At 56.1% G+C, this 26,347-nt stretch carries 30 protein-coding genes and 1 pseudogene; 14 read left to right on the forward strand and 17 right to left on the reverse strand.

The window, feature by feature from the left end; translation table 11 throughout:
• The 5 genes and pseudogenes from VMC84_RS08390 to gyrB all read right to left on the reverse strand — a co-directional run.
• Window positions 1–350 (reverse strand): annotated as a pseudogene (locus VMC84_RS08390) (hypothetical protein); the annotation flags it as partial.
• Window position 351: 1 nt separating this feature from the next.
• On the reverse strand, window positions 352–1,878 hold the full coding sequence (locus VMC84_RS08395; protein ID WP_325379576.1) for a glutamate synthase-related protein: 1,527 nt from the start codon (window positions 1,876–1,878) through the stop codon (window positions 352–354).
• Complete coding sequence (locus tag VMC84_RS08400) at window positions 1,875–2,969, reverse strand: glutamine amidotransferase family protein (protein WP_325379578.1); 1,095 nt, start codon at window positions 2,967–2,969, stop codon at window positions 1,875–1,877. The genes VMC84_RS08395 and VMC84_RS08400 overlap by 4 nt, the downstream gene beginning before the upstream one ends.
• A 256-nt stretch (window positions 2,970–3,225) precedes the next feature.
• Window positions 3,226–5,664, reverse strand: a complete 2,439-nt coding sequence (gene gyrA, locus VMC84_RS08405) for a DNA gyrase subunit A (protein ID WP_325379580.1) — start codon at window positions 5,662–5,664, stop codon at window positions 3,226–3,228.
• Between the two features lie 3 nt (window positions 5,665–5,667).
• Window positions 5,668–7,575: a DNA topoisomerase (ATP-hydrolyzing) subunit B gene (gene gyrB, locus VMC84_RS08410; protein WP_325379582.1), complete on the reverse strand. Its 1,908-nt coding sequence runs from the start codon at window positions 7,573–7,575 to the stop codon at window positions 5,668–5,670.
• Between the two features lie 210 nt (window positions 7,576–7,785).
• Between gyrB and VMC84_RS08415 the strand changes: the two genes are divergently transcribed.
• Window positions 7,786–8,433, forward strand: coding sequence for a S4 domain-containing protein (locus tag VMC84_RS08415; RefSeq protein ID WP_325379584.1), 648 nt, complete (start codon window positions 7,786–7,788; stop codon window positions 8,431–8,433).
• Between the two features lie 389 nt (window positions 8,434–8,822).
• Here the strand turns inward: VMC84_RS08415 and VMC84_RS08420 are convergent, their stop codons facing one another.
• On the reverse strand, window positions 8,823–9,131 hold the full coding sequence (locus tag VMC84_RS08420; protein WP_325379586.1) for a hypothetical protein: 309 nt from the start codon (window positions 9,129–9,131) through the stop codon (window positions 8,823–8,825).
• 64 nt (window positions 9,132–9,195) lie between these two features.
• Window positions 9,196–10,029 (reverse strand): DUF362 domain-containing protein, encoded by an 834-nt coding sequence (locus tag VMC84_RS08425; RefSeq protein ID WP_325379588.1) that lies wholly within the window; start codon window positions 10,027–10,029, stop codon window positions 9,196–9,198.
• Window positions 10,030–10,210: 181 nt separating this feature from the next.
• Between VMC84_RS08425 and VMC84_RS08430 the strand changes: the two genes are divergently transcribed.
• Window positions 10,211–10,633, forward strand: a complete 423-nt coding sequence (locus VMC84_RS08430) for a protease inhibitor I42 family protein (protein WP_325379590.1) — start codon at window positions 10,211–10,213, stop codon at window positions 10,631–10,633.
• Window positions 10,634–10,652: 19 nt separating this feature from the next.
• Here VMC84_RS08430 and VMC84_RS08435 read toward each other — a convergent pair whose 3' ends face one another.
• The 6 genes from VMC84_RS08435 to VMC84_RS08460 form a co-directional block, all read right to left on the reverse strand.
• Window positions 10,653–11,294: a nitroreductase gene (locus tag VMC84_RS08435; RefSeq protein ID WP_325379592.1), complete on the reverse strand. Its 642-nt coding sequence runs from the start codon at window positions 11,292–11,294 to the stop codon at window positions 10,653–10,655.
• A gap of 10 nt (window positions 11,295–11,304) precedes the next feature.
• Window positions 11,305–11,610: a mercury methylation ferredoxin HgcB gene (hgcB, locus tag VMC84_RS08440; protein WP_325379594.1), complete on the reverse strand. Its 306-nt coding sequence runs from the start codon at window positions 11,608–11,610 to the stop codon at window positions 11,305–11,307.
• Window positions 11,611–12,597, reverse strand: coding sequence for a mercury methylation corrinoid protein HgcA (gene hgcA, locus VMC84_RS08445; protein WP_325379596.1), 987 nt, complete (start codon window positions 12,595–12,597; stop codon window positions 11,611–11,613).
• 12 nt (window positions 12,598–12,609) lie between these two features.
• On the reverse strand, window positions 12,610–12,906 hold the full coding sequence (hgcC, locus tag VMC84_RS08450) for an HgcAB-associated protein HgcC (protein WP_325379598.1): 297 nt from the start codon (window positions 12,904–12,906) through the stop codon (window positions 12,610–12,612).
• Between the two features lie 78 nt (window positions 12,907–12,984).
• Entirely contained in the window at window positions 12,985–13,371 is a 387-nt protein-coding gene (locus VMC84_RS08455) for a type II toxin-antitoxin system VapC family toxin (protein ID WP_325379600.1), read from the reverse strand.
• Window positions 13,371–13,616, reverse strand: a complete 246-nt coding sequence (locus tag VMC84_RS08460) for an AbrB/MazE/SpoVT family DNA-binding domain-containing protein (protein WP_325379602.1) — start codon at window positions 13,614–13,616, stop codon at window positions 13,371–13,373. The genes VMC84_RS08455 and VMC84_RS08460 overlap by 1 nt, the downstream gene beginning before the upstream one ends.
• Before the next feature lie 114 nt (window positions 13,617–13,730).
• Here VMC84_RS08460 and VMC84_RS08465 point away from each other — a divergent pair, with 114 nt between their 5' ends.
• The 11 genes from VMC84_RS08465 to VMC84_RS08515 are packed head-to-tail and all read left to right on the forward strand — an operon-like array spanning window position 13,731 to window position 21,506.
• A complete protein-coding gene (locus tag VMC84_RS08465) occupies window positions 13,731–15,107 on the forward strand; it encodes a tRNA pseudouridine(54/55) synthase Pus10 (protein WP_325379604.1) in 1,377 nt (458 codons plus the stop codon).
• A complete protein-coding gene (locus VMC84_RS08470; protein ID WP_325379605.1) occupies window positions 15,050–15,358 on the forward strand; it encodes a 50S ribosomal protein L21e in 309 nt (102 codons plus the stop codon). Before VMC84_RS08465 ends, VMC84_RS08470 begins: the two co-directional genes overlap by 58 nt.
• A 12-nt stretch (window positions 15,359–15,370) precedes the next feature.
• Complete coding sequence (locus VMC84_RS08475) at window positions 15,371–15,721, forward strand: RNA polymerase Rpb4 family protein (RefSeq protein ID WP_325379607.1); 351 nt, start codon at window positions 15,371–15,373, stop codon at window positions 15,719–15,721.
• A 49-nt stretch (window positions 15,722–15,770) separates the two neighbouring features.
• Entirely contained in the window at window positions 15,771–16,343 is a 573-nt protein-coding gene (locus VMC84_RS08480; protein ID WP_349256761.1) for a DUF655 domain-containing protein, read from the forward strand.
• On the forward strand, window positions 16,344–17,162 hold the full coding sequence (rsmA, locus tag VMC84_RS08485; protein ID WP_325379611.1) for a 16S rRNA (adenine(1518)-N(6)/adenine(1519)-N(6))-dimethyltransferase RsmA: 819 nt from the start codon (window positions 16,344–16,346) through the stop codon (window positions 17,160–17,162).
• Window positions 17,137–17,715, forward strand: coding sequence for a HemK2/MTQ2 family protein methyltransferase (locus VMC84_RS08490; protein ID WP_325379613.1), 579 nt, complete (start codon window positions 17,137–17,139; stop codon window positions 17,713–17,715). The genes rsmA and VMC84_RS08490 overlap by 26 nt, the downstream gene beginning before the upstream one ends.
• 54 nt (window positions 17,716–17,769) lie before the next feature.
• Window positions 17,770–19,203: an NAD(P)H-hydrate dehydratase gene (locus tag VMC84_RS08495; RefSeq protein WP_325379680.1), complete on the forward strand. Its 1,434-nt coding sequence runs from the start codon at window positions 17,770–17,772 to the stop codon at window positions 19,201–19,203.
• A gap of 41 nt (window positions 19,204–19,244) precedes the next feature.
• The gene (moaC, locus tag VMC84_RS08500) at window positions 19,245–19,721 is read left to right on the forward strand and encodes a cyclic pyranopterin monophosphate synthase MoaC (RefSeq protein WP_325379615.1); all 477 of its coding nucleotides are present in this window, start codon (window positions 19,245–19,247) and stop codon (window positions 19,719–19,721) included.
• The gene (locus tag VMC84_RS08505; RefSeq protein WP_325379617.1) at window positions 19,718–20,425 is read left to right on the forward strand and encodes an RNA methyltransferase; all 708 of its coding nucleotides are present in this window, start codon (window positions 19,718–19,720) and stop codon (window positions 20,423–20,425) included. The genes moaC and VMC84_RS08505 overlap by 4 nt, the downstream gene beginning before the upstream one ends.
• A 23-nt stretch (window positions 20,426–20,448) precedes the next feature.
• A complete protein-coding gene (locus VMC84_RS08510; protein WP_325379619.1) occupies window positions 20,449–21,084 on the forward strand; it encodes a metallophosphoesterase in 636 nt (211 codons plus the stop codon).
• 2 nt (window positions 21,085–21,086) lie between these two features.
• Entirely contained in the window at window positions 21,087–21,506 is a 420-nt protein-coding gene (locus VMC84_RS08515; protein ID WP_325379621.1) for a secondary thiamine-phosphate synthase enzyme YjbQ, read from the forward strand.
• Between the two features lie 5 nt (window positions 21,507–21,511).
• On the opposite strand, the gene VMC84_RS08520 is transcribed toward VMC84_RS08515, so the two are convergent.
• Window positions 21,512–21,898, reverse strand: coding sequence for a class II SORL domain-containing protein (locus VMC84_RS08520; RefSeq protein ID WP_325379623.1), 387 nt, complete (start codon window positions 21,896–21,898; stop codon window positions 21,512–21,514).
• 164 nt (window positions 21,899–22,062) lie between these two features.
• Here VMC84_RS08520 and VMC84_RS08525 point away from each other — a divergent pair, with 164 nt between their 5' ends.
• The gene (locus VMC84_RS08525) at window positions 22,063–22,977 is read left to right on the forward strand and encodes a carboxypeptidase-like regulatory domain-containing protein (protein ID WP_325379625.1); all 915 of its coding nucleotides are present in this window, start codon (window positions 22,063–22,065) and stop codon (window positions 22,975–22,977) included.
• Here the strand turns inward: VMC84_RS08525 and VMC84_RS08530 are convergent.
• From VMC84_RS08530 to VMC84_RS08540, 3 genes are all read right to left on the reverse strand, one after another.
• Window positions 22,974–23,243 (reverse strand): hypothetical protein, encoded by a 270-nt coding sequence (locus tag VMC84_RS08530; protein ID WP_325379627.1) that lies wholly within the window; start codon window positions 23,241–23,243, stop codon window positions 22,974–22,976. The genes VMC84_RS08525 and VMC84_RS08530 overlap by 4 nt on opposite strands.
• A gap of 480 nt (window positions 23,244–23,723) precedes the next feature.
• Window positions 23,724–25,739 carry a methionine--tRNA ligase gene (gene metG, locus VMC84_RS08535; RefSeq protein WP_325379629.1) on the reverse strand — a complete coding sequence of 672 codons (2,016 nt, stop codon included), beginning with the start codon at window positions 25,737–25,739 and terminating at the stop codon, window positions 23,724–23,726.
• A gap of 237 nt (window positions 25,740–25,976) precedes the next feature.
• Complete coding sequence (locus VMC84_RS08540; protein ID WP_325379631.1) at window positions 25,977–26,150, reverse strand: hypothetical protein; 174 nt, start codon at window positions 26,148–26,150, stop codon at window positions 25,977–25,979.
• Window positions 26,151–26,347: the final 197 nt, after the last annotated feature.

The raw sequence follows: 26,347 nt of genomic DNA on the forward strand, positions 1-26,347 counted from the left end.
ACGCGGTAGCCCACGTCGCCCTTGATGAAGACCTTGCCGCCGCGCATGGCATAGCCGATGACGTCGCCGGCGTTGCCGTAGACGACCACCTTGCCGGAGTTCATGGTATTCCCGATGCCGTCCTGGCCGTTGCCGTGGACGATGACCTCGGGGCCGTCCATGAATATGCCCAGGTCGTTGCCGGGAACGCCGTTGACTTCGATCTTCATTTTCGCTCTCAGGCCGTCGCCGATATACTTCTGGCCGCAGACGTTATCGACCACGACCTCACACTCGCCTCCGGCGGCCAGCGCCCGGATCTTCTCGTTCAGCGCCCGGTAGGGCATGTCCTTTGCGTCGATGTGCGCCATGTTATCGTCCCGCCGGCTTGATGCCGAGAATTTCCAGGGTCTTCTCGTCCAGGCCTATGCCGCGCAGTCTTTCTCTATTGCCGCGCAGGCTTTCGATGGAGTTGATGCCCAGCGCGCCCAGCACTTCCTGGATCTCGTGGCTCCAGGCGCTAAGCAGGTTCGTGAGCCTCTGCGCCCCTATTTCCGGGTCGAGCCGGGAAACGAGGTGCGGCTTCTGCGTGGCGATGCCCCAGGAGCAGTTGCCCGTGTTGCACTTCTGGCAGACGCGGCAGCCCAGCGCCACCAGCGCGGACGTGCCGATCATTACGGCGTCCGCGCCGAGGGCCACGGCTTTGACGACGTCTGCGCTCTGGCGGATGCCTCCGCCCACGACGATCGACGCCTGGTTGCGGATGCCTTCCTGCCTCAGGCGGTCGTCCACGGCGGCGACAGCAAGCTCTATGGGTATGCCGATGTTGTCCCGGAATATCCTGGGTGCGGACCCGGTACCGCCCCGGAAGCCATCGATGGTGACGATGTCGGCGCCGGCCCGGACGATGCCGCTGCTGATGGCCGCGATGTTGTGCACGGCCGCCAGCTTGACGGATACGGGCTTCTTGTACTCGGTCGCCTCTTTAAGGGCATAGATTAGCTGCGACAGGTCCTCTATCGAATAGATATCGTGATGCGGCGCAGGCGACAGGGCGTCTGTGCCTACCGGGATCATCCTGGTCTTTGCGACTTCCTGGTCGATCTTTTCGCCCGGGAGGTGGCCGCCGATGCCGGGCTTTGCGCCCTGGCCGATCTTGATCTCGATGACGGCTCCGGCATTCAGGTATTCTTCGTGGACGCCGAAGCGGCCGGAGGCTACCTGCACGATGACGTTATCCTTATACTTGTAGAAGTCCCGGTGAAGGCCTCCTTCGCCGGTGTTCATGAGGATCCCGTTTTCCCGGGCCGCCAGCATGAGCGCCTTGTGAACGTTATAACTGACTGCGCCGTAGGACATGGCGCCGAAGACGATGGGCAGGTTCAGCTTGAAGTTCGGGGCAAGCTCTGTCTTTAGCTGAATATCCTTGCCGCTGTATTCGAATTCCAGGCGGTCGGGCTTCCTGCCTAAATAGGTCCTCAGCTCCATCGGCTCCCTGAGGGGGTCGATGGACGGGTTCGTGACCTGGCAGGCATCGATGAGCATGTGGTCCCACAGGATCGGATAAGGCTTATCGGTTCCCATGGCAGTGAGCAGGATGCCGCCCGATTCGGCCTGCTTATAGATGTTCTTCCGTATCTCGTCGGTAAAATTCGCGTTCGGCTTGAACGTGAGTGGATTGTGCTCGATGCGGATGGCCTTCTTCGGGCACATAGTGACGCATCTCAAGCACGCGACGCACTTCGAGTCGTCCGCGACGATGCAGTCGAACTCCTTGCTGTATGAGACCGCGCCGAAGCCGCACTCCGTCGTGCACTTCTTGCAGCGCACGCACTTGCGGTCGTTGATATCGACGGTGAACTCGGGAGGAACTGTCGATGGAAGGGCTACCGTACTCATTCCACGTCCTCCTCCACCAGGCCGATGACCGGCGTGCCCGCCTTGGGCGCCCACACGCGGTCCGGCTCGGGCTCGATGATCCGGATGCCGGCCTCTTCGGACGACATATACAGGAAATCGTCCTTCGTAGCCGCGATCATGGGTCTTAGCTTTATGCGGTCGTTGAGGCCGATCATGCCCTTGTTGCAGCCCACGATGATCGAGAACGGGCCGTTCATGAGCGCGCTGCCGTAGACCATGCGTATGGCTTCGTAAACTTTTCTTTTTTGAGCGGGCATCCTGTCGATGTCCTTCCAGAAGGGCGGTGCCAGCGCTCCCGTCGCTATCTCGACGGGCAGCTTGTGCCTCCGGATCAATAAGTCGAATAAGTAGGCGATTACCTCGGTATCGGTCAGTAGCTCTAACTTGTAGCCGAACATCTCGAGGTATCTCTTGTTAATTCCATAGGATGAGATCTCGCCATTGTGGACTACGGACCAGTCCAGCAGGGCGATCGGGTGGGCTCCTCCCCACCAGCCGGGCGTATTCGTCGGGAACCGGCCGTGGGCCGTCCACAGGTAGGCCTTGTAGCCGTCGAGCTTGAAGAATTTGGCGATGTCCTCCGGATACCCGACTCCCTTGAAGCCGCCCATGTTCTTGCCGCTCGAGGAGATGAAGGCGCCGGCGAGGTTCGAGTTGACGTCCATGATCTGGTCGACCACGTAGTCGTCCTCCGGCATGCCGTCGAGCTTCGAGTCGTCGACCTTCACGAAGTAGCGCCAAAGGAGCGGCGGGTCGTGGATGTTGGCGACCTTTGCCGTCGGGATCTTCTCGTCCTTCTCGATGATGAAGCGCTCCGCCAGGAGCTCTTCCAGCCTGGCCTTGCAGTCCTCATCGTCGAACATCACGTGAAAAGCGTAATAATCCTTGTACCTCGGGTAAATGCCGTACGCTGCGAAGCCGCCGCCGAGGCCGTTGGACCGGTCGTGCATGAGAGTTATGGACTTAATGATCTTAGTCCCGTCGATGCGCTTGCCTTTTTTATTCAATATCCCCGATATGGCGCATCCGGAGGGATTCCTCTCGCACCTCACCTTCGTGTCGCACCTCATGCGACACTCACCTCTAAGGTATTTCGATATCTATTAAGCGACTTCATCCGGTTTCAACCCGTTTCCGACTTCAAATATATAAATTGTTCGATGATAGTAGGCAAGGTTATACATAATGTGTATATATAAACTTTGCTAACACCTGACATGGCCAGATATTATTGATTCATTTAATAAGTTTGCGGTATATAACCGTTATCAAAACCAATGGTTAAAAATGAGCCATAGTGCGGGCTTCGGAGCCTGCACCATGCCCTTAGATCTCTTCTTCTTTCTTTTCGGATACCAGCTTGGCTACCGCCACGACGGCGTCCTCTTCGGACTTAAGCGTGATGATCTTCACGCCCTGCGTGTTCCTGCCGATCTCCGAGATGTCTTTTATGTTTATCCGCATCATGATGCCGTCGTGGGTGACGACGAGAAGCTGGTCGTCGTCGGTGACCGAGGCGATCGCCACCACGCCGCCGTTGCGCATGGTCGTCTTGATGTTGATCATGCCCTGGCCACCGCGGTGATGTGGCGTGTACTCCGAAATAGCAGTACGCTTGCCGAAGCCGTTCTCGCAGACCGTCAGGATCGACGACCCCTCGCTCACGACCTCCATGCCGATGACCTTATCCTTCTCGGTGAGACGGATGCCGATAACGCCGCAAGCCTGGCGGCCCATGGCCCGGACCTCGGACTCGTTGAAGCGGTTCGCCTTGCCGTTCCGCGTGGCGATCAGCACTTCCTTCTGGCCGTCCGTCAGCTTAACGGAGATCAGCTCGTCGCCCTCGTCCAGCCCGATGGCGATGATGCCCGTCGACCGGATGTTCTTGAATGCCGAGAGGGACGTCTTTTTGATGGTTCCCTCGCGGGTACACATGATCAGGTTATGCCCATCGTTAAACTCCTTGATCGGGATCATGGCCGTGATGGACTCGTTCGGCAGCAGCGTGAGCAGGTTCACTATCGCCTTGCCCCGGGACTGCCTGCTGGCATCGGGTATCTCGTAGACCTTTAACACGTATACGCGGCCCTTGTTGGTGAAGAAGAGCAGATGGTCGTGCGTGGAGGCTGCAAAGACATCGACGACGAAGTCCTCTTCCTTGGTCTCCATGCCCATGACGCCCATGCCGCCCCGGCGCTGGGTCCGGTACGTATCGACCGGCTGCCTCTTGATGTAGCCCGTATTGGATATCGTAACGACGACATTCTCCACGGGAATGAGGTCCTCGTCCACGATCTCGCCCTCGGACTCCCTGATGATGGTCCTGCGCTCGTCTCCGTACTTCTGCTTAAGCTCCAGGAGCTCGCCCTTGATGATGTCCAGCACCTTCTGCGGGCTGGCCAGCACCTCTTTCAGGTGCTCGATCAGCTTTAATAGCTCGGCGCGCTCGTCCTCGATCTTCCTGCGCTCCAGGCCGGTGAGGCCGCGGAGCCGCATGTCCAGGATCGCCTTCGACTGCTCTTCCGAGAGGCCGTACTTCGACATGAACACGGCCTTCGCGTCGTCGGCGCTCGCGGAATTCCTGAGGATATTGACAAAGTCGTCGATGTTGTCCAGGGCCACGAGCAGGCCCACCAGGATATGTTCCCTGGCCTGGGCCTTCTTCAGCTCGAACTGGCTTCTGCGGGTGACGACTTCCTGCCTGTGCTTGATGTAGTATTCGAGCGTCTCCTTCAGGGTCAGCGTCCTGGGCTGGTTGTCCACCAGCGCCAGGTTATTGACGCCGAAGGTCGTCTCCATCTGGGTGTGCCGGTAGAGCTGGTTCAGCAGCACGCTGGCGTTGGCGCCCTTCTTGAGCTCGATGACAATGCGCATGCCGTCCCGGTCGGACTCGTCTCTCAGGTCGGAAATGCCCTCGAGCTTCTTCTCGCGCACCAGGTCGGCGATATTTTCGATGAGCTTTGCCTTGTTGACCATGTACGGGATCTCGGTGACCAGGATGACGTTCCTGCCGCCCTCCTCGGTGATCTCGGCCCTGGACCTGAGCTTTATGGTGCCCCTGCCGGTGAGATAGGCTTCCTTGATGCCCTCGCGGCCGTAGATGTACGCGCCGGTCGGGAAATCGGGGCCCGTAATGAATTTCAATAGCTCCTGCGGCTCGATGGCCGGGTTGTCGATCAATGCGACCGTGCCGTCGATGACCTCGGAGATGTTGTGCGGCGGAATGTTGGTCGCCATGCCCACGGCAATGCCCGATGAGCCGTTGATGAGCAGGTTCGGGAGCTTTGCCGGCAGCACGGATGGCTCCTTCAGCGACTCGTCGAAGTTAGGAACAAAGTCGACGGTCTCCTTGTCCAGGTCGTCGAGCATCTCGTCCGCGATCTTTGCCATGCGGACCTCGGTGTAACGCATGGCTGCGGCGCCGTCGCCGTCCACGCTGCCGAAGTTGCCCTGGCCGTCGATCAAAGGATAGCGTAGCGAGAAGTCCTGCACCATTCGGACGATGGTATCATAGATCGCCAGGTCGCCGTGCGGGTGGTACTTACCCATGACGTCGCCCACGACCCTGGCCGACTTCTTATAGGGCTTATCGTACGTGTTGCCCAGCTCGTACATGCCGTAAAGTACACGGCGATGAACGGGCTTAAGCCCGTCACGAACATCGGGAAGCGCCCGCCCCACGATAACGCTCATCGCGTAATCGATGTAGGACTTACGCATCTCCTCTTCCAGCTTAACTGGTATTACTGTCTCCTGTGTTGCCATATCTTATACATCCAGGTTCCTTACGAACTTCGCGTTCTGTACGATGAAGTCCCGCCTGGGCTCCACTTTATCTCCCATGAGCAGCGTGAACGTCCTGTCTGCCTCGACAGCGTCTTCCATGGTCACCTGCAGGACGGTCCTCGTCTGCGGGTCCATGGTGGTAGACCACAGCTGTTCGGGGTTCATTTCGCCTAAACCCTTGTAACGGTTTACGGAGACCCCGTTCTTTCCCATCTCCCCGAGGATGCCGGCGAGGGCCTCCTCGTTATACGCGTACCTCTCTTCCTTCCCCTTCTTCGCCCGGAACAGGGGTGGCTGAGCGATGTACACGTAGCCTGCCTCGATCAACGGCTTCATGTGGCGGAAGAAGAATGTCAGCAGCAGCGTTCGTATGTGCGCCCCGTCGACGTCCGCATCGGTCATGAGTATGATCTTATGGTACCGGGCCTTATCGATGACGAACTCTTCGCCAACGCCCGTGCCCATGGCCGTAATGAGGGCCCTGATCTCCTCGCTCGCGAAGACTCTGTCCAGACGGGCCTTTTCCACGTTCAGGATCTTACCCCTGAGCGGGAGGATGGCCTGGAACAGCCGGTTGCGGCCCTGCTTGGCGGAGCCGCCGGCCGAGTCTCCCTCGACGATGTAAAGCTCGCACTTCGAGGGGTCGCGCTCACTGCAGTCGGCCAGCTTGCCGGGCAGCGTTGTGTTCTCCAGCGCCGACTTCCGCCTCGTGAGCTCACGGGCCTTTCTGGCCGCCTCGCGGGCCTGGTACGCCTGTAGAGCCTTTTCGATGATCTTGCGGGCTTCGGACGGGTTCTCCTCCAGGTAATCGTCTAAACCCTCGCCGACGAGCGAGTTCACGATGCCCTGCACTTCGCTGTTGCCCAGCTTGGTCTTCGTCTGGCCCTCGAACTGCGGGCTGGTCAGCTTGACGCTGATGATGGCCGTTAAGCCTTCCCGGATGTCCTCGCCCGAAAACTGCATGTCGCCCTTGAGCAGGTTGTTCTTCTTCGCGTAATCGTTGAAACTGCGCGTAAGTGCCGAGCGGAAGCCGCTGAGGTGCGTGCCGCCCTCCGTGGTATGGATGTTATTGGCAAAGGCAAGGACGATCTCGCTGTAGCCATCGTTGTACTGCATGGCGATCTCAACGTCGGTGGTGTCCTTCTGCTTCTCGAAGTAGATGACCTTCTCGTTGACGGGCGTCTTACCCTCGTTCAGGTACTGGACGAACTGGACGATGCCGCCTTCGTAATGGAAAGTGTCCGAGACTCCCGAGCGGGCGTCCGTCAGGACGATCTTGATGCCCTTGTTCAGGAACGCTAATTCACGCATCCGGTTAACCAGGATTTCGTACTTGAACTCCGTCGTCTCGAAGATCGTGGGGTCGGGCTTAAAAATGGTGGTAGTTCCCGTGCCGATGGCCGTGCCTATCTCGTGGACCTCGTCCTTGGGCTTGCCCCGCATATAATCCTGAACCCAGAGCTTATCGTTCCTGCGGACTTCGACCCTGAGCCACTCGGATAGGGCATTCACTACCGATACGCCTACGCCGTGCAGGCCGCCAGAGACCTTGTAGGTCAGGTTGTCGAACTTGCCGCCCGCGTGGAGCTTTGTCATGACGATCTCCAGGGCCGGCCTCTTGTATTTCTCGTGCATCTCGACGGGGATGCCTCTGCCGTCATCGCTGACGGTCACGCTCCCGTCCTTATTGATCGTGACCTCTATGTTGTGGCAATAGCCGGCCAGCGCCTCGTCAATGCTGTTATCGACGACCTCATAGACCAGGTGGTGCAGCCCCCGGTAGTCCGTGGAGCCGATGTACATGCTGGGCCTTTTCCTTACGGCTTCGAGGCCCTCCAGCACCTGGATGCTCGAGGCATCGTATGCCTGCGCCGGGATTTCGTTTGACATTCTGTGCTCTACCCCTCCTTTTTTACAATGGGAAAAATTTCACGTCCTTTATAAGCTAGAAACTCTCGTATTATCTTAGCCTGTATAAATGAATTTTAGGGCCTATGTTTGCCCTTTCCCCTTCCTAGATTTAATAGTCCGACATCACATATATATTTAGTGCTCGGCACAGTAAATTACATATCCCCGGTAGGCTTTTTAAGGGGTAGAATGAGACTGGACGAGTACCTTGTGAGCGAGGGCCTGGTTCCCTCGAGAAACCGGGCAAAAAAGCTCATCGAAAAGGGCCAGGTCAAAGTGGACGGTAAAACGGCCTCGAAGCCTGCCCAGAAAGTGGACTATGGGCACGAGGTGACCATTGAGGGCGAGGACATGCCGGAGGGCTTTTTTAAGCTTAAGGGCATCCAGGAAGCGTCGGGTATTCTGCACGAGGGCGACGTCGTCCTCGACATCGGCTCCAGCGCCGGCGGATTTTTAATGTTCGCGTCGGGTATCGCTTCCCGGGTCACGGGCATTGAGTTCAGCGAGGAGTTCCGGCCGCCCCTTGAAGAGATCGTGAGCGCGTATCCCCGCGTACACGTGGTCTTCGGCGACGCCTTCAATATGGATGTAACGACGCTGGATGGGCCATATGACGTTATCCTGAACGATATGACCGTGGAGCCTCTTACGTCTGTAAAAGTCTTAAAACGCTTTTTACCGCTGCTTAAAGAGCATGGCCGGGTCGTGCAGGTCGTCAAGCTGGGCCCCAGGGGGGCTCCCGAGCCTATGGTCGAGAAGCTGGAAGAGTCTGGGCTGAAAATTTTGAAAGTTATCCGGCCCCACAAAATGGAAGCTTATATAATCGCTGCGATGTAATCCCCGTTGTGCTTTCGCGGAATATAACAGCGCGCGGGGGCGCCTCCTGATGTTCACCACGGTTCGCACGGTGGTACCACGGAGGGCACGGTTAATTTCTCACCACGGCGACACGGCGAACACGGCGCTCTTTAAAATTCGGCACGGCGGATGCACGGCGGCACGGTTTCCAGATAATATAATTTAGCAGTGGGTCTTCGAGGGGTAAGCAAGAGCGCTCAGCGCGGCGTTAGCCCTCTTCAGGATATTAAAGCAAGCAGGGGGTCTCCGAGGGGGCATCAGCCCCCTTCAGGAATTAAAAGTCCTCCTTGTCCTCCTTGTCCTCCGTGGTGAATAAAGCGACATGCTTGCCACTACTTATTATAAAAAGAGAAATTTAGTGTGGTCGCTCACCCGAAGATGGCGCCCATGCCCGCGGCGGCCTCGTCCTCTTCCTTATGGACGTAGTCGAGGATGTGCTTCTCCTCGTCGCCGGTGATCTTAGCTATAGGGATCTTGGACTCGTCGATGAGCCTCACGGCTTCCTTCATCTTCTCGGGGTTGTCCGCCCGGACGTAGAGATAATAGCCGGTTTTGCGACTGGTGCCCATGATGGCGGCCTCGCGGACGCTCGGGCCCAGGCGCTTGAAGAACTCTTCCTCAAGAAGCTTATCGACGGGCTTCTTCTCCTTATCATCGTAAAAATACACTGCTTCCATTTGAACACCTTCTGGATTTAACACCTTATTGCCAGCGATGGCTCATAAATATAATGCTCGAGGCTCACATGCGGTAATGTTTTCGGAGCTTACTTATCTGCTCGCCCAGGTACTCGATCTTTTCCATCTCGTTTTCGCCCAGGCCGGCCTTTTTCGCCAGCTGCAGATACGGTATCTGTTCCGGCGCCAGGCCCATGATGAACGAGCCCACGGCATCCGTCGCCACGAAGTCCTCGCCGGCGATGACGACGTCCGAGCGGATCGGGTCGCAGGCAAGCTCATGCCCCTGGCACCCGATTATGCCGTCGACGACCGTCAGCTCCGGCCCGAAGGCACGGTTCAGGTCGACGATCTTCTGGTGCAGGTCGTCGTGCATGATGCCCTTGGGCAGGATGCCGCCCATCATGTTCTTCATCGAGAGCGTGGAGAGCGACCAGACGTGCACCTTCAGCTTAGGCACAGACAGGATGCAGTCGTAGTCCAGGAAAGGCTTCGCGACCCGGACGCTCTTCAGGGACTTGCCGCCGGGTATGCTCACTTCCACGTGGGGCTGCGCATTGAGATCATACAGGGTCACGTCATAATCCTCAAGCGCATCCTCCAGCCCGACCACCCGGAAGGTCTCCATCGTGTCGTAGCTCGCCATTCCGCCCTCGCCGACGGCGAACTCCTTATTGCTCCAGCCGTGATCCAGCAGGTACTCGACGATCCCCCGGACGACATTCGGGTCCGTGGTGACGCCGGTCTCGGGGTGGCTGGAGTTCACGTAATTCGGCTTGATAAGCACCCGCTCATAACGGTCGAGGATATCGGCCGCCCCGATCATGTCCAGCGCCTTCTTAGGGCCTTCGATAGGGTCGCCCGTGTGGACTATCGATACGAGGGTGCTCTTCGCCATAGACAATACCAGTATAGTTATTCGTGGCGTGGATTAAAAATATTGCCTGAGCATCCCCGGCCAAAATCCGGACGTTTCTAACTTATTAATTGAAAATAGGCGTATATAGCTACGGTTTTAGCCGTAGCTTAAACAATCGATATATATTGTGCACATATACTATATTGTACAGGTGATTATATTGACAGGAAAATTAACCAATTCGATGCCGCTGGCCCTGTTCGGGCTGGTCATCGTCGGTATGCTTATGGCCTTCACGGCCAGCGTGATGCTGCCGTCACAGGGTGTTACGGCACCGTATGGGCCTGCGGACAACGGCAAAACGATCACTTTAAGCGAGGGATCGACGTTCAAGATCATCCTGAACGAGAACCCGAGCACAGGGTACTCATGGAACACAACTGTATCGTCCGGCCTGCTGGTCGAGACCAGCGATTACGTCCGGGGCGGTAAGCCCGGGCTTATGGGCGCAGGCGGCACGCACGAGTGGGCCATCAAGGCCATCGGCAAGGGCGAACAGCAGTTTACGGCTGTTTACAAGCGCCCCTGGGAGCCTGTAACGGGCAACGAGACAGCATATACGCTGAAAATAATAGTCCAATAAGATTTTCAGGGTCGAAGCTTTATTCGACCCAATTTATTATAACATCATCATTTCTTTCTGGAGCTTTCTGGTTTTCATTCGCGGGGTATCCGAACACGAGCGTTGCCATAAGCCTATAACCCCTCGGGACATTTAATTCGGCCAGCGTCCTATTATCGCTCCCGAGCGGCCCGGCCAGCCCGATCCAGCAGCTGCCCAGGCCCAGCGACCTGGCGGCCAGCATCATGTTCTCAGCCGCGCAGGCGCAGTCCTCGGCTATCAGGCGCCTCTTCGGCGCAAAAATAAACACCAGGGCGGGCGCGTGGTGGAAGATATGCAGTGCAGGCGTATTCATCATTCTAACGTATCGCCTGGCATCACTGCCTCCGATCCCAAGGATAGATATTGCCCTGAACGTGATGCTATTTTTCCAGAGCCGCTTCGCCCGGTCCGCATACCGGTCTATAGCGGCCTTATCGGTCACGACGATAAATCGCCATTGCTGCTGGTTACTGGCCGAGGGTGCATAAATGCCCGCCTTAATGAGCTCAAGCAGCACATCGTCGGGCACCTGGTCGGGCTTATAATTGCGGATGGACCGTCTTCTGTAGATGTTCTCGAACACCGGGTTCGCGTACTTCTCCGATGGCCGGTCGCCCGGCCGTAATTTGTGATCTGTCATTTTATTCCTCCTAACAGCAGCCGCCTGGCGGCTTATCCGTCTCAGCGCCGCCGCCATCGCACGTTTCCGGGCCGCCCCTCAGCGCCGCCTTGATCATCGCCGCAGCGCACCCGACGCCACTTTCGACTTCTATCGCGGTGGTCGGGCAGTTCAGGTAGCAGGCTCCGCACTCCATGCAGGCCTCCTTATTGGCCAGCACCACAGCCTTATCACTGAAGGCAAAGACGGCGTGGGGGCAGACCTTTGTGCACATGCCGCAGCTTGTGCACTCTTCGGGGTCGAACTTTAATGTATTTTCTTTATACGAGTTGAACATTCAGGCCATCCCCAGAAAATGTGCCACGAAAAGTCCGACGAAGGCGAGTATGCCCAGCCCGAACATGACCGCTCCCGGCTTCAAATACGTGTATATCTCCTTCCTGACGCCCGTCCTCGACGTGAACGTCGAGCTTCCCGTGAAGTTCAGCGCCAGGAAAGCCGTGACCGGCGGCATTGCCAGTAAATAGCCCGCCGCGGCTATCGCGTTAAATACTTCAGGCCCAGGCTTCGTGAGCATGTAATATGCGAATGGCAGCGCTACGATCAGCCCCAGGATGAGCCCTTTTACGCTAAAGTCCCTCACGGGTATGAGCGGCAGCAGGATCGGGAATAGCACCGTGCCTGCCAGCACCGATGCCAGTACGGCCAGCGACGCCGTCGGGCCCATGGCAAAATACAGGACTATCGCAGCGATCGCCATGACAAAGAAGACGCTTACGAGCTCGATGGGTATGAGCTGTATACGGTCCCACAAGCCAAAGTGAACCCGGCGCATATCGGGCGTGGCCCTGTGTATCTTCAAATATACGGGCAGGTCATCCGCCCTTACGGGCCCGTATTCGACGTTCCAGCCGCACCATTCCTTCAGCGAGAACGCGGATACGCCTGCAGCGCCCAGCTGCGGCAGTATCAACTTGCGGTGGCTGACCACGCTCTCCAGATCTGTAACCTTAATGCGATTCATCAGCTCTTCGGTGCCGAAGGTGCCCTTACCAGCCGCGCACCAGACATTGATGCCCTTGGTGTCAAGCACCAGGATATAGCAGTCGACGCCTTTTAAATTCGAGCGCAGTGCATCGAAGCTCATCGTATAATTGGCCGTAACTAATACCGGCGATCCGGGCGTAGGCTTTCCCAGCGAATACAGGCCGGGCTCGACCCTGTGGTCGCCTCGATGCCAGCCCCACCTCGCCAAAAAGTGGTCGAAACGATCTTTAAACGTTAACATTGTAGTCGTGGGCTTTATAATCTGTTTATCAACCATTCCATTCGCCCCCTATTTTTTAAAGAGAAGCTCATTCATCACGGGGCCGAGCTTATCGCTAAGCACCCTCATAAAATAATCCGTCTTTATGAGCGAGATGCAACAGATGGTGTCGCCATCCTTTCGGCTGATCACGACCAGCTTATCGCCGGCCTTGATGCCGACCTTCTCCCGGACTTCCTTTGGCAGGACCATCTGGCCGCGCTCGTCGACGCTGATGACCGCCTCCACCCTGCTATCGCCGTCGTCCACGCTGGCCGTGCCGCTGCAACACAGGGCTTCCAGGTCTTTTTTAGATTTTCTTCCCATGGCTACCGCTATGGATTAATGTATTTCTGAATATTAATATTTTTCTGATTAATCAGAAAAAGCTGATAAAATGTATGGCTATTGCTTTTTCATGAACTCGGCGGGCGTATAGACCTCACCCACCCATTGAAAATGCTTTTTATTATTGGTCACAAGCGGTATCTCACGCTTATATGCATATGCTCCGATGCCATAATCGACCGCATTTTCTGAAAAATCATGTCGCTGCTGGGCATTTTTTGCGGCGATCAATGCCTGTCCTTTATCAAATGAAATGATCTCGATATCCAGGCCGTTCAAAATGCCCAGGAACCTGACCATTGATCCGCCCACCCTTTTCATCTCATAGTATGAAAGCTCCATAAAAGCAAGGGGGGATAGATAGCCTTTCACATCTCTTTTTCTCATCCATTCCAAAAAATTCGGATCGCTGCTAAAAACATTAGAATCCAGGCATATATCCATTAGTCAATACCTTCTCTCTTGAGTCTTTTAGCCCATGCTTCCCTGAACTCTTTTTCCGTTTTGTCAAAATCCTTGAAACCCTCTACAACCTCGTATATCAGATCTTTTAGGTTCCGGATGACGACTTTATCGTCCTCCTCCAGGAAAACGACTTTATCGCCGGGTACGATACCCAGCTTATTCCTGACCTCGGCAGGCAAAGTGATCTGGTTTTGGCTCGATACTTTACTCGAACTTGATTCCATTTATCATCACAAATTGTTAAATGGTAGTAATGATATTAAATGTATCTCAATTAACATTTAAATCGTACCAGGAAAGTATTAAAAGCTACGAATGCACTATGGAACCCGACGACAATGACCATCATCGAAACGGCAAAGTGCATTCTTAAGGAGGGCCCTGTTTGTGATTCGTGCCTGGGCCGCCAGTTCGGCAAGCTGTCGACCGGCCTCTCGAACGCCCAGCGCGGCTTCGCCATCAAGACGGAGATGTCCATGCAGGCCGCGGCGGACGGCGATAGGGAAACCCAGCAGCTTCTGGCTCCCGCCTTCCCGCAGGCCCGCAAGGTGCTCAGTATCGAGGGCCAGGACGAGGAATGCTGGCTTTGCCGCGGCCTGTTCCAGAACCAGGAGAACATACAAAAGTGGGCCGGCCGATGTATCGAGTCCGTCAGCGGCTACGAGTACGACACGCTCCTGGTCGGCACGAAAGTGCCGCCCATCTACTCCGAAAAGGAGGAAGTCATCTGGGCCGAGTGCGGCATCGCCAACGCCGAGCCCCTGAAGGCCGAATTAAATCGGGAGGTCGGCAAGGCCGTCTCGCTGAAGACCGGCAAAGAGGTCGACTTCAAGCGCCCTGACGTAGTCTTCACCATCGACCTGGCCGCCGACAAGGTTAAGCCCAAAGTCAATTCCCTGTTCTTTTACGGCCGCTATAAAAAATACGTCAGGGATATCCCCCAGACCCGGTGGCCGTGCCGGGAGTGCGGAGGAAGAGGCAGGAAAGGAGAGGCGGAGTGCGAGCACTGCAAGGGCACGGGCAAGATGTACCCCACCTCCGTGGAGGAGCAGATCAACCACGATGTAATCGACGCATTTAAGGCTGCCGACGCCATCCTGCATGGGGCGGGCCGGGAGGACATCGACGGCCGCATGCTGGGAGACGGCCGCCCGTTCGTCATGGAGGTCATCGGCCCGAGAATACGATGGGCCGACCTCGACGCCCTGAGGGAGCGCATCAACGCTTATGCCTCGGGGAAAGTCGCGGTCTCCGACCTCCACTACGTCGACAAGGACTCCGTAGAACAGGTAAAGAGCATAAAGCCGGACAAGTCGTACAGGCTTAAAGTTATATACAATGACGATATTTCAATAGAAACGCTTAAATCTTCGTTAGCTACTTTATCTAACTCGACTATCTTCCAGCGGACACCCGTAAGGGTCTCGCACCGCCGGGCGGACCTGGAGAGGAAGCGTAAGGTCCACGAGATAACGCTCGAGGAGCTCAACGAAGCCGACAAGTATTTCGTGATAACCGTCCGGTGCGAAGGCGGGCTCTACGTGAAGGAACTGGTATCCGGCGACAACGGCCGGACGAATCCGTCCCTGTCGGCCCTGCTGGGCAGGGAGTGCCGCGTTAAGGAGCTGGACGTCATTAACGTCGAAGGAGGAATATCATGGCAAGATCACATGGTGAAAGAAAAAAGACCAGGTACAAGTTCACAAAGGCGCTAAGGGAGAGGGGCTTCTCGCCCGTCAGCCGCGCCGTCCAGGAGTTCACGGTCGGGCAAAAGGTCCACATCGACATCGACCCGAGTGTCCACAAGGGCATGCCGTACCGCCGCTTCCAGGGCAGGACGTGCACCGTCATCGGGACCCGGGGCAGGGCTTACCTGCTGGAGATGTACGACGGCGGCCTTCGCAAGGAGATAATCGCCCGCCCGCAGCACCTCCGGCCCCAGAAGGACCAGCCCGCTGAGCAGTGACGGTGACGCGGAATGATCATCAAGAAGGTAATGAGCGAAGAATTAATAACCCTCCCTGAAGTCCGGGAGACCCTGAACGCGATCCGCGAAGACCGGGAAAAGGCGGGGCAGGAACTGCGCTACGAGCAGAAGCGCGCGGTCGAGCACGCCAACAAGTTCTCCAAGGTCGGCGCTAAAGAGTCCAGGGACATGGTGAACGAGCTTCTTACCCTCGAAAAGATGAAGCTGGACATCGCCATCAAGATCGCCAACCTCTGTCCCCGCTCAAAGGATGAGCTGCGGGCTATCTATGCGAAAGAGCGTTTCACTCTCAACGACGCGGAGCTTAAGAATATCTTAGACATCGTCGCTAAGTATCTCTAAGCAATCTTTTTTTATTAAAACGTGTTATATTGTATGAGGGCGACCCTTGATGCCGATGACCCATACTACTGATATTAAAGAGCAATACGCCTATATCATCGATTTTCTACCCACCGGGCATGCAGAGGATACCAGGCCAATACACCTGCGCAAGCCTCTGGCCCAATCGCTCGGGGCGGACTATTTCATCCTGCTCGAGCTGAGTGTCAAGGAAGACATCCGCATCGAGATCGAGAGTAAGGTATTCGTGGGCAAGGGCGAGAGGGACGTCGTTAAGCACGTCGAGAAGCGCCTGACGTACGAGGAGCTGACGCCGAGCGCCAGGGTCGAGCTTCCCTACATGATCGAGAAGATCGTGCGCGAGAACGAGGCCAAATACGTGGACTTCTTCAACAACGCGCAGCCCATCACGACGCGGCTCCACATGCTGGAGCTGCTGCCCGGCATCGGCAAGAAGATGATGTGGGCCATCATCGACGAGCGCAAGAAGGGCAAGTTCAAGAGCTTTGCGGACATCGAGGCGCGCATCAAGGGCCTGCACCACCCGGATAAGCTCATCGCCAAGCGCATCGAGCAGGAGATCCAGGACGAGCTGATGAAGTACCGGATGTTCGCCCGCTAAATGAAGCCCGATTTCGGCGTGGTCCCCGATAAGCGCAGGGACCAGCACTTTTTAATCGACCTTAATATTCTTAAAAAGATAGTTAGTTTTGCCGATATTCAGAAAGATGAGGATATCCTGGAGATCGGCGCCGGCCCCGGCAACCTGACGGAGCTCCTGGCACAAAAAGCCCGCCACGTCTACGCCATCGAGATGGACCCTTCCCTCGTTGAGCGACTGGAGGAGAAGTTCAATGGCACCAACGTTATGGTGATAAAGGGTAACGCCCTGAAGATAGACTTTCCGCGCTTCGACAAGGCCGTGGCCAACCTGCCATACTCCATATCGTCGGACGTCACGTTCAAGCTGCTCAGGCATCCGTTCAAGTACGGCATATTGATGTACCAGCGCGAGTTCGCGGAGCGCATGATCGCCCGCGTCGGGGACCCCGACTATTCGAGGCTTTCCGTGGACGTGCAGCACTTTGCCGGCGTGGAAATACTGATGCGTGTGCCCTCGCAGGCGTTCACGCCGCCCCCGGAAGTAGAATCTTCGGTGGTAAAATTAACCCCGCGGCCGGCGGCCTATTCCGTAAAGGACCGGGAGCTTTTCATGGCGCTGGTGACGGCCGCATTCACCCAGCGGCGCAAGCGACTCCGGAACGCCCTGGTGAATGGCGCCCATATACTGGGTATAAAAAACATGAGGGCGCTGATCTCCCTTCTACCTGGAGACCTGATGGAGAAGCGCGCTGAAGAGGTATCGCCTGAAGAATACGCCGCGCTGGCGGACAGGCTTTATGAGCTGACTGGCCATGAGCATCCGGATATATCGAAATAAAGAGTTCGAGCTGCTGGACGACGTCTACGACCCGGGCGAGGACTCTTACCTGCTGGTCGAGGCTGCTTTAAAAGAAATTAAGCCCGGCGACCGGGTCCTCGAGGTGGGCACGGGCAGTGGGGTAGTATCTCTCTTCATTAAAGATATTTCGCCGTATGTCGTCGCCACCGATATCAGCCCGATCGCATGCCGTAATGCCCGCATCAATGAAGTTCAGGCCATCAGGGCTGATCTTTTTAGCGGCATCTGCTCCCGGTTCGACCTTATCATTTTTAACCCGCCCTACCTGCCGACCGTGCCCGAAGAAAGGCTCGAGACGTGGCTCGACCGGGCATTTAACGGAGGGCTGACCGGCCGCAAAGAGATCGAGCGTTTCGTGAAAGATATCGACCGTATCCTGTCACCTGGCGGCCGCGTCCTGACGGTCATCTCATCGATCACGGGTATCGGCGAGACTGAGGCGCTGTTCAAGGAAAAAGGCTTCCGCATGGAGACCGTGGCCACGGAGAAGGTGCCCTTTGAGAAGCTGGTCGTGCTTAAATTTTCCCGGTAAGCATTATTACATCCTGCCCGATATTAGATTTGAGAGGTAAGTACGTTGAAGCCCGTGACTGTGGAGGAGATGAGGGCGCTCGAGGCGAACGCCGACTATTTTGGCGTAAGCTATGGGGAGCTGATGGAGAACGCCGGCCGCAAGGCTGCCGAGTCGATCATCGCGCTGTTTAAAAAATGCAGCGTGCTCGTCGTCTGCGGCACCGGCAACAATGGCGGCGACGGCTTCGTCACGGCCCGCTACCTGGAGAACGCCGGATACCGGGTTACAGTCATACTGTTGGGCCGGGTGGGGAGCGTGAAGACCGGGCCCGCTCTAGTCAACCTGGAGATCGCACGGGGCATGAACATGCCCGTCATCGAGGCCGATACTGCCGTGAAGATACCGAAGGAAGCCTTTCTGAACTGTGACCTCATCGTCGACGCCGTCCTCGGCACCGGATTTTCCGGCATACCCCGAGAGCCCGCCCTGACTGCGATCCGATGTATGAATGAAAGCCCAATACGAAAAGTATCTCTCGACATCCCCAGTGGCCTGGACGCGCATACGGGCGAAGGCGAGGAACACGTCGACGCCGACCTGGTGATCACTTTCTATGCGCCGAAAAAAGGGCTGGATCGCTACAAGGTCGAAGTGGCGGATATCGGCATTCCGGGGAAGGCATTCACGCATACCGGCCCCGGCAGCCTGGTCGGACTCAAGTCCCGGGGCGATTTCATGGAAAAGGGCGGCGGAGGAAGAGTCCTTATCATTGGCGGCGGGCCGTATACTGGCGCGCCCGCTTTAGCGGCGATGGCCGCGTACCGGGCCGGCGCCGAGATCGTGACCGTTGCGGCCCCGAAGCGCGCCGCGGGCATCATCGCCTCTTTCTCGCCCGACCTGATCGTCCGGCCTTTAAGCGACAGCCAGATCATCGGCGAGGAAGACGTGGAACAATTAAAATCCTTGATATCCCGCCACCATGCCGTGGTCATCGGCATGGGCCTGGGTAAGGAGCCGGGGATTGCAACGGCGATCGCGAAGATATTGCCGGCATGTAAAAAGGTCGTCATCGACGCGGACGCCCTGCAGGCGGGGATGCCTTTGAAGGGCATCATAACTCCCAACGCACATGAATTCGCCAGGATCAGCGGCAACGACATGAAGCCGGACGACCAGGCGGCGCAGGAAAAAGTCCGGGAGTTCTCGAAGGAAAAGGGCGTGGTCACGGTCTGGAAAGGCCGGCCGGCGGTCATCAGCGACGGGGTCGATTTTAAGGTCAACAGCACCGGTAACCCGGCCATGAACGTCGGCGGTACCGGGGATGTCCTCGCAGGCATCATCGGCGCCTTCTACTGCCGTAACGATGCGTATAAAGCGGCGTGCGCGGCCGCCTTTGTCAGCGGCGCGGCGGGCGATATGGCTTACGATGATAAGGGAATTGGACTTGTCGCCACGGATGTCATCCACTGGCTGCCCTATGTGATCAAAAAGTACCGGCCCAAATAAGACGAAAAATAGTTAAGGCACGTCAGCCAACTTTTCTTATCATGCGTTCCACCGATTTTACCCACGTCGAGGGCGATAAGGTCAAAATGGTCGACGTGGGCGCCAAGGAGGAGGTCGCCCGATTCGCCCGGGCGAGCGGCGTCATCCATTTAACGGCACAGACGATGGGCCTTATCAAAGAGGGCAACGTAAAGAAGGGCAACGTGCTGGCGACGGCCAGGATAGCGGCCATCCAGGCGGCCAAGCATACCTGGGAGACCATTCCCCTGTGCCACCAGATACCGATCACCGGCATCGACGTCGAGTTCGAGGTCGGCGAGACGACGATAAAGGCCGTCGCCGAAGTCCGTTCCGTCGGCAAGACCGGCGTCGAGATGGAGGCACTCTGCGCCGCCAGCAACGCGCTGCTGACCATCTGGGACATGGTGAAGGCCGTCGAGAAGGACGAGACGGGCAATTATCCCGAGACGAGGATCACCGACATCGTCGTCGAGAAAAAGACCAAGGCAAAGCAATGATCTCCATACGTGTCGTCCTGGTCGAGCCCCAGTACGAGGGCAACGTGGGCTCGGTGTGCAGGTCTATGAAAAATTTCGGCTTCAGTGACCTCGTGCTCGTCAGGCCCTGCAAGCTCGATAATTTTGCGAAGGCGATGGCGTCGCACGCCCAGGACCTGCTGGCTTCAGCCCTCATCGTCGATACTTTTAAGGAGGCGGTCGAGGGCGCAAATCTTCTCGTGGCCACCACGGGCAAGCCCGGCACCCACTTCAATAGCCATGTCCGGTACCCGTTCTATAACCCTAAGGAACTTCGGGAGATGCTCGAGGATAAGTCGGGCGCTGTGGCGCTGATCTTCGGCCGCGAGGATTACGGTCTTCCAAATGAGATCGTGGAGAAATGCGACGTCGTCGCTTACATCCCCACGGCGAATGAGTACCCAATCATGAATCTCTCCCACGCCGCCTCAGTCTTCCTGTACGAGCTGTCGGGCTTTACCGGCGGTAACGTCGCACTTGCGGGCCGGGAAATGATGGATAGGCTATACGGCCATTATGACGAGATGCTGGATAGCATAAACTATCCCGCCCATAAAAAAGATAAGACCCTGATGATGCTCCGGCGCATCTACGGCCGGGCGATGCTGAACCGTCGGGAGTACTACACCATGATGGGCGTGCTCCACGAGATCGGGCTTGCGCTCGAGCGGGCGAAAAAAAGATAATCTTTTAAAAATCATTTTCCATCATGAGATTTTTAGCTGTCACCGATTTTCATGGCAATTATGACAGGACGGTCGATATACTACAAAAAGCGGGCATCGTCGACGGCACACTGCTTGCCGGGGACCTGACCGATTTCGGGCCCGAGGAGAACGCGAAGCGGCTCATCGACATGCTCCCCAGGCCCATCCTTGCCGTGCCCGGCAACTGCGACCCGAAGGAGATCGTGCGGATACTGGAGCGGGAGGGCGTATGCCTCCACCTTGAACGGATCACCTTCGACGGGGTCACGTTCATCGGCATCGGCGGCTCGAACCCGACGCCGTTCGGCACGCCCTTCGAGTTAAGCGAGGGGGAGATAAGGGCTGAGCTGGAGCGGCTGTTGAAAGGCGCAAAAGGCCCGCTCGTGTTAATATCGCACGCCCCGCCCAAGGGCTATCAGGATCGGATCCCCAACGGTGCCCACGTGGGAAGTGAAGCCGTAACCCAGTTCGCCCCGAAGTTCAAGGCGATCATATGCGGCCATATTCACGAGGACCCGGGCATCTCGAAGATAGGCGAGACTCTCGTGGTCAACCCGGGCGTCGCGTTCGAGGGAAATGCCGCCATCGTCGATATCGATGAAAAGGGCAATGTCAGGGCTGAGATGATCAAGGGGTAAGCATGGCCGTAGTCACAAGAACGATATCCTTTCAGACAAAAGGCCGGGACGACATGATAGATATCACTTCGGGCGTCCAGGACATGCTTTATGCATCCGGCCTTAAGGACGGCATCGTGACCGTGTTCGTGCCCGGCAGCACTGCCTCCATTACTACGATAGAGTACGAGCCCGGCCTGCTCAGGGACTTCCCTCGCGCAATGGAAAAGCTGGCGCCCAGGGAAGCGCACTATGACCACGACGCCCGGTGGGGCGACGGCAACGGGCACTCTCACGTCCGCGCATCGACTATAGGGCCAGGCCTCGTCGTTCCTTTTCAAAATGGCCGGCTTATGCTAGGAACATGGCAGCAGATCGTCTTCGTCGACTTCGATAACCGGCCCAGGGCCCGCAACGTCATCGTGCAGGCCATGGGCGAATAAAATGCTTATTTTACGTTGACGTGCTTCTTATTCTCCCATATCCCGTGAAGGTTGCAGCTCTCCCGGGCTATGAGCGTGGTGCTCTTGTCCAGAGCAACCTTGAACGTGACCCTCGGGTATGAAAACTTGGGCTGTAATACCTCCCGGCTCATATCGATGTTACTGTCGGTCCGCCCGAGGCTGATCCATTCGATGAAGTGCGCCAGCTCGCTCGGGTGGTCGATTCCCACGCCGACGTTCACGGATACTTCAAAAGGCTTGTTCGCCTCGACCGAGTCCGGGCACTCGATCCTGGGCCAGTGCTTCTTTTCCAGGTCGGTCATGTTATTCGGGTCTTTCGGGTAGTTGATCTGCTCGAACAGGTTAGGAGTGGTTTCGGCAACTTTCATCATGTTCTTCACCTTGTGGGTAGCTTAGGCTCCAGGCCTATGTGCATTAATTAAATACTACGTATAATTCGCCACGTATAAATAACGTTCTCGAATAAAGTCCACAATGCCGGTACCATGGAAGACGGGAAAATATATACGCTCGCATCGATTATGGGCTACTTGCTATGTTCCGGAAGGCCCTCATCATTGCCGGCTTCCTCGCCTGCGCCTGCTTCGCAGTGGCGGCGAATGCCCAGGAAGCGCAAAACAATACGGCGCTCTACTGGTCGCCCGTGACCCTTGAATATCCGTGCGCGTCATTCACTATCGAGGATGCAAAAGACATTAACTATTCCATTTATGACCAGCTCGGTGCACAGAGCGTCCACGTTTCGGTCATTACAGCACAGCTCTACCTGAACAATGCACCCTACCGCATGGCCGGCATCCCGATCACATTCTCGTCCGATAACGACAGCGTCGCCTACCTGGAGCCTGACAACCGGACCCGGCCGAGCGATGCCAGCGGACAGGCTAAAATACTTCTGATAGCTCACAACCGGACCGGCCTGGTTAACATTACTGCCGAATCCGAGATCATCTACGGGCATAAGCTGAGCGACACCTGCACGGTCCGCGTGGTGGGCTGGGGGACCGTATCGGGCATCGTTACCGACCAGAACCGGAACGGAGTACCGGACGCGACCGTGACGCTGTGGCTCTGGAATGGCACGGCGAACACGAAAATGCTGGCCGCCCACGATAACCCGCAGCTCTCGAACGATGGCCGAACCGCGGCTATCGGCATGTACACATTCGTCTACGTTCCCGCAGGCTCGTATAACGTGACGGCCGAGAAGGACGGCCATCGCTACTATCGCCTGCTAGACATGTACGAGCAATCGGGCACGATCACGGCGAACGTCGCCATACCGGACTACGTGTACGTATCTCCTGCCACTCTGACTCCGACGCCCGTCGCGACGCCTGCAGCCTCGTCATCGGCCTCCACGCCGGTGCCGGTATCGACGCCCGCGCTGCCCGCATTATTCGCTCTGGGCGCCATTGGTGCCGCGGCTTTAATGAAAAGAAGGCTTTAAAGGCCGGAATCGTGCAGGAAGCCTGTGGCCGAGTCCAGTAACGCCACTGCGATCCCGCCGCCGATGAGGCCGCCGAGGAATCCCGTCTCGATGCCGAAAAGATGAATACAGATGGTCACGACCCATATGTACGTGGCAGCCATGATGCTCAAGTACAGCGAACCCATATCGTATTTTCTTTTACGGTTGAAAACAAACTTATGAATAAGAGTGACTCCTACTATGATCGCCGCGAACTCTACGACATAGAATATCAAGTCATGCATATACTTGCCAATAATATGTTATAACTATTTTTATTTATAATATATTATTTATAAATCAACTTTATTTTTGCATATTATCTCGAATTGATGAAAAGTCCCTATTTTTGGCACTAAGTTACAGAGGACACTATTTTTCACCACAAAGGCACCATGGCACAATGATTCACAAAGTCTTTTTTGGATTAAGTTACAAAGGCACAATGACCTGCTTTTTGTGTGTTAAGGCACAATGGATACAATGGCACGATGGCAAAAAGTGCTATCATGTTCATTCCACTGGCCTTTGTATCCTTCGTGCCCTGATGTCAATGAACCGGCTTTGTGTACTTTGTAACTTGCTCGAATTCGAATCCGCGAAACATTTAAAAGAAAACTTTGTGGGCCTCCGTGCCATCGTGCCTTTGTGGTGAAAAATAGTGTCCACTATGCCGTTTATATCTAATTTAAAAAATAGAATATGAATAAAATAAGAAGAGGAGCCTAGCGTACTTTCGTACCTGGCTCCGACGGCTTTTCAGGCGTCAGCAAAGTCGCCCCATTCGAATCCGCGGCCATGACCATGCCGAAGGACTCCACGCCCATTATCTTCGCAGGCTTCAGGTTCGTGATGACGACGACGGTCTTGCCGACCATCTCCTCGGGCGTGTACTGCTCCGCAATGCCGGACACGATCTGCCTGGGATTGCCTTCGCCGACGTCGATCATGTTCTTCAGGAGCTTCTTGCTGCCCTTAATGCGCTCGCTTGACACCACCCGGCCGACCCTGATCTGGATCTTCTGGAACTCCTCGACGGAGACCTGGGGCACTTCTTCAACCTTCTTGCCGCCGGCCCTGGCCTCGGCGACTGCGACGCGCTCGTTCAGGATCTTCTCCATCTCGTCGATCTTTTTGTCCTCCAGCTTGGAGAACAGTATAGCCGGCTTCGGGCGCTGCGTGTTCACGTACGGCAGCAGGGCATCTTCAAGAGGTACATTTGATAACGAGGCCTTATCGTACCCGAGCATGGCCCAGATCTCTTCCGCCTTCGCGGGCATCGCGGGCCAGGACAGGATGGCCAGCGCCTTCACGATCTGGACACAGTTATACAGAACGTTCTCGCAGGCCGCCTTATCCCCCTTAACCAGCTTCCACGGCTCGTGGCCCTGGAAGTAGGTATTGCCAAAATCGGCCAGCGTAATGATAGAGTCGCAGATCTTCTTGAACTCGTAGTTCCCGATCTCGGCCTTCGTGACGTTCAGGGCCGTCCTGATGGCTTCAGCCACGCCAGGTTCCATCTCGCCATTCACGTCCAGGCCTTTGGACTCGATGAACGTCAGCACCCGGTTCACGAAGTTGCCGAAGCTGCCGACTAATTCCTTGTTGACCTTCGTCTGGAACTCCTTCCAGGAGAAGTTGATGTCCTTGGTGTGCGATGTGTAGCTCAGGATATAATAGCGGAGCAGGTCCGGGTGGAACCCGTGGGCCAGGTAGTCGTCCTCGACCCAGACGATGTAGCCCCGGCTCTTCGAGAACTTCTTATCGTTGACCTTGATCATGCCCGAGGCGACGACGCCATACGGGAGCGTGTAGCCGGCGCCCTTGAGCATTGCGGGCCAGAAGATGCAGTGATGGTAAATGATGTCGCCGCCGATGAAGTGGATGATGCGTGAGTCGCCCTTCCAGATCTTCTTCCAGTCCTCGCCGATGGAGTTCATGTACTCCTCGGTAAAGGCGATGTAGCCGATTGGCGCGTCGACCCATACGTAAACGACAAGGTCCTCATGGCCGGGGTACTTGACGCCCCACTCCAAATTACGGGTTATGCACCAGTCCTTCAGGTCCTTCGCCCATTCCTTGGCATAATTGACGTTCGAGGTGGCGTGCAGATGGTTCAGGTAATCGGTCAGGAACGGCCCGAACTCCGATAGCTTAAAGAAGAAGTGCTCTTTTTCTCTTGTTTCAGCCTTGCCCCCGCAGATCCTGCACCTCGGGTCCAGGATGTCGCCCGGCTCCAGGTGCTTCTGGCAGCCGATGTCGCACTCGTCGCCCCGGGCCAGGGCGCCGCAGTACGGGCACGTGCCCTCGACGTAGCGGTCGGGGAGGCCACGCTGGCAGTGGCCGCAGTAGGCGACCTTAATCTTTTTGGGATACACGAAGCCGTTATTCTGCAGGTCCTTGACGATGGACCGCGTCCGCTCGTGGTTCTCGATATCGTCCGTGCTGCCGTAATGGTTAAAGTCGATCTCGAAATTTTTAAAGGTCTTTTCGAAGACCTGGTGATACTTTTTCACCAGCTCCCCGGGCGCGATGCCCTGCTCCTCGGCGTTTACGACGATAGGAGTTCCGTGGGTATCGGAGCCGCAGACGAAGGTCGTATTCTGGCCCATCATCCTCAGAGTCCTCACGAACATATCCGCGGGTATATACGTCCTGAGGTGGCCGATGTGCGCGGCGCCGTTCGCATAGGGCAGGCCGCAGGTCACCAAAACCGGTTTGTCGCTTGGGAACTCTGACATAATCTTCTCCTTTCAAATATATGGCGATTCGAGCGTCGTTGCTCGAATTCAACGATAATAATCTATTCGTATAGTATATAGTTTACCATTTACGGACCATAAGATGATAAAAATAGCATGATGCACTGGCCTTTTCTAGCCCGTCCAGTAATGCCCGTGACCGAGGGAAACTAAGGCCGCGGGCATTACTTAACGTCCCATTGGCATGGATCTCATGCCAGGTGTGGATTTAAATACTTATAAGCTTTCAATGATCATCTCGCCCCTGTGGTATTCCACGATCACCGTGCTTCCCACGGGGTTTTCTAACTTAAGCATATCATATTCCCCGTCCCGGGGATCGTAGTCGATCTCGAATACTTTATTCCCTACCTGAACCAGGGCTTTAAGCGTGTTCGTTATTGAGCTCATGTCGTCATAACCGACGATTTTACCGATATTATGTCCTTCTACAATTTGTCCGTGCATCGACAGCAACTCCGTTTTTGGGTCTAACCCTTGCCTGTCAAGAAATTATTGTTCTTCCATATAATAAATATTTCGATTAAACATTGAAAAACAGCGATAAACAACTATATTTGAGCTAATTTTTAGTTATATTGAATATT

This window comes from Methanocella sp., assembly GCF_035506375.1.
GTDB lineage: Archaea > Halobacteriota > Methanocellia > Methanocellales > Methanocellaceae > Methanocella.

Coding starts and splice junctions, on each gene's coding strand:
- VMC84_RS08395 (WP_325379576.1), bottom strand. CDS start 1,878: ATGAGTACGGTAGCCCTTCCATCGACAGTTCCTCCCGAGTTCACCGTC.
- VMC84_RS08400 (WP_325379578.1), bottom strand. CDS start 2,969: ATGAGGTGCGACACGAAGGTGAGGTGCGAGAGGAATCCCTCCGGATGC.
- gyrA (WP_325379580.1), bottom strand. CDS start 5,664: ATGGCAACACAGGAGACAGTAATACCAGTTAAGCTGGAAGAGGAGATG.
- gyrB (WP_325379582.1), bottom strand. CDS start 7,575: ATGTCAAACGAAATCCCGGCGCAGGCATACGATGCCTCGAGCATCCAG.
- VMC84_RS08415 (WP_325379584.1), top strand. CDS start 7,786: ATGAGACTGGACGAGTACCTTGTGAGCGAGGGCCTGGTTCCCTCGAGA.
- VMC84_RS08420 (WP_325379586.1), bottom strand. CDS start 9,131: ATGGAAGCAGTGTATTTTTACGATGATAAGGAGAAGAAGCCCGTCGAT.
- VMC84_RS08425 (WP_325379588.1), bottom strand. CDS start 10,029: ATGGCGAAGAGCACCCTCGTATCGATAGTCCACACGGGCGACCCTATC.
- VMC84_RS08435 (WP_325379592.1), bottom strand. CDS start 11,294: ATGACAGATCACAAATTACGGCCGGGCGACCGGCCATCGGAGAAGTAC.
- hgcB (WP_325379594.1), bottom strand. CDS start 11,610: ATGTTCAACTCGTATAAAGAAAATACATTAAAGTTCGACCCCGAAGAG.
- hgcA (WP_325379596.1), bottom strand. CDS start 12,597: ATGGTTGATAAACAGATTATAAAGCCCACGACTACAATGTTAACGTTT.
- hgcC (WP_325379598.1), bottom strand. CDS start 12,906: ATGGGAAGAAAATCTAAAAAAGACCTGGAAGCCCTGTGTTGCAGCGGC.
- VMC84_RS08455 (WP_325379600.1), bottom strand. CDS start 13,371: ATGGATATATGCCTGGATTCTAATGTTTTTAGCAGCGATCCGAATTTT.
- VMC84_RS08460 (WP_325379602.1), bottom strand. CDS start 13,616: ATGGAATCAAGTTCGAGTAAAGTATCGAGCCAAAACCAGATCACTTTG.
- VMC84_RS08465 (WP_325379604.1), top strand. CDS start 13,731: ATGACCATCATCGAAACGGCAAAGTGCATTCTTAAGGAGGGCCCTGTT.
- VMC84_RS08470 (WP_325379605.1), top strand. CDS start 15,050: ATGGCAAGATCACATGGTGAAAGAAAAAAGACCAGGTACAAGTTCACA.
- VMC84_RS08475 (WP_325379607.1), top strand. CDS start 15,371: ATGATCATCAAGAAGGTAATGAGCGAAGAATTAATAACCCTCCCTGAA.
- VMC84_RS08480 (WP_349256761.1), top strand. CDS start 15,771: ATGCCGATGACCCATACTACTGATATTAAAGAGCAATACGCCTATATC.
- rsmA (WP_325379611.1), top strand. CDS start 16,344: ATGAAGCCCGATTTCGGCGTGGTCCCCGATAAGCGCAGGGACCAGCAC.
- VMC84_RS08490 (WP_325379613.1), top strand. CDS start 17,137: ATGAGCATCCGGATATATCGAAATAAAGAGTTCGAGCTGCTGGACGAC.
- moaC (WP_325379615.1), top strand. CDS start 19,245: ATGCGTTCCACCGATTTTACCCACGTCGAGGGCGATAAGGTCAAAATG.
- VMC84_RS08505 (WP_325379617.1), top strand. CDS start 19,718: ATGATCTCCATACGTGTCGTCCTGGTCGAGCCCCAGTACGAGGGCAAC.
- VMC84_RS08510 (WP_325379619.1), top strand. CDS start 20,449: ATGAGATTTTTAGCTGTCACCGATTTTCATGGCAATTATGACAGGACG.
- VMC84_RS08515 (WP_325379621.1), top strand. CDS start 21,087: ATGGCCGTAGTCACAAGAACGATATCCTTTCAGACAAAAGGCCGGGAC.
- VMC84_RS08520 (WP_325379623.1), bottom strand. CDS start 21,898: ATGATGAAAGTTGCCGAAACCACTCCTAACCTGTTCGAGCAGATCAAC.
- VMC84_RS08525 (WP_325379625.1), top strand. CDS start 22,063: ATGTTCCGGAAGGCCCTCATCATTGCCGGCTTCCTCGCCTGCGCCTGC.
- VMC84_RS08530 (WP_325379627.1), bottom strand. CDS start 23,243: ATGCATGACTTGATATTCTATGTCGTAGAGTTCGCGGCGATCATAGTA.
- metG (WP_325379629.1), bottom strand. CDS start 25,739: ATGTCAGAGTTCCCAAGCGACAAACCGGTTTTGGTGACCTGCGGCCTG.
- VMC84_RS08540 (WP_325379631.1), bottom strand. CDS start 26,150: ATGAGCTCAATAACGAACACGCTTAAAGCCCTGGTTCAGGTAGGGAAT.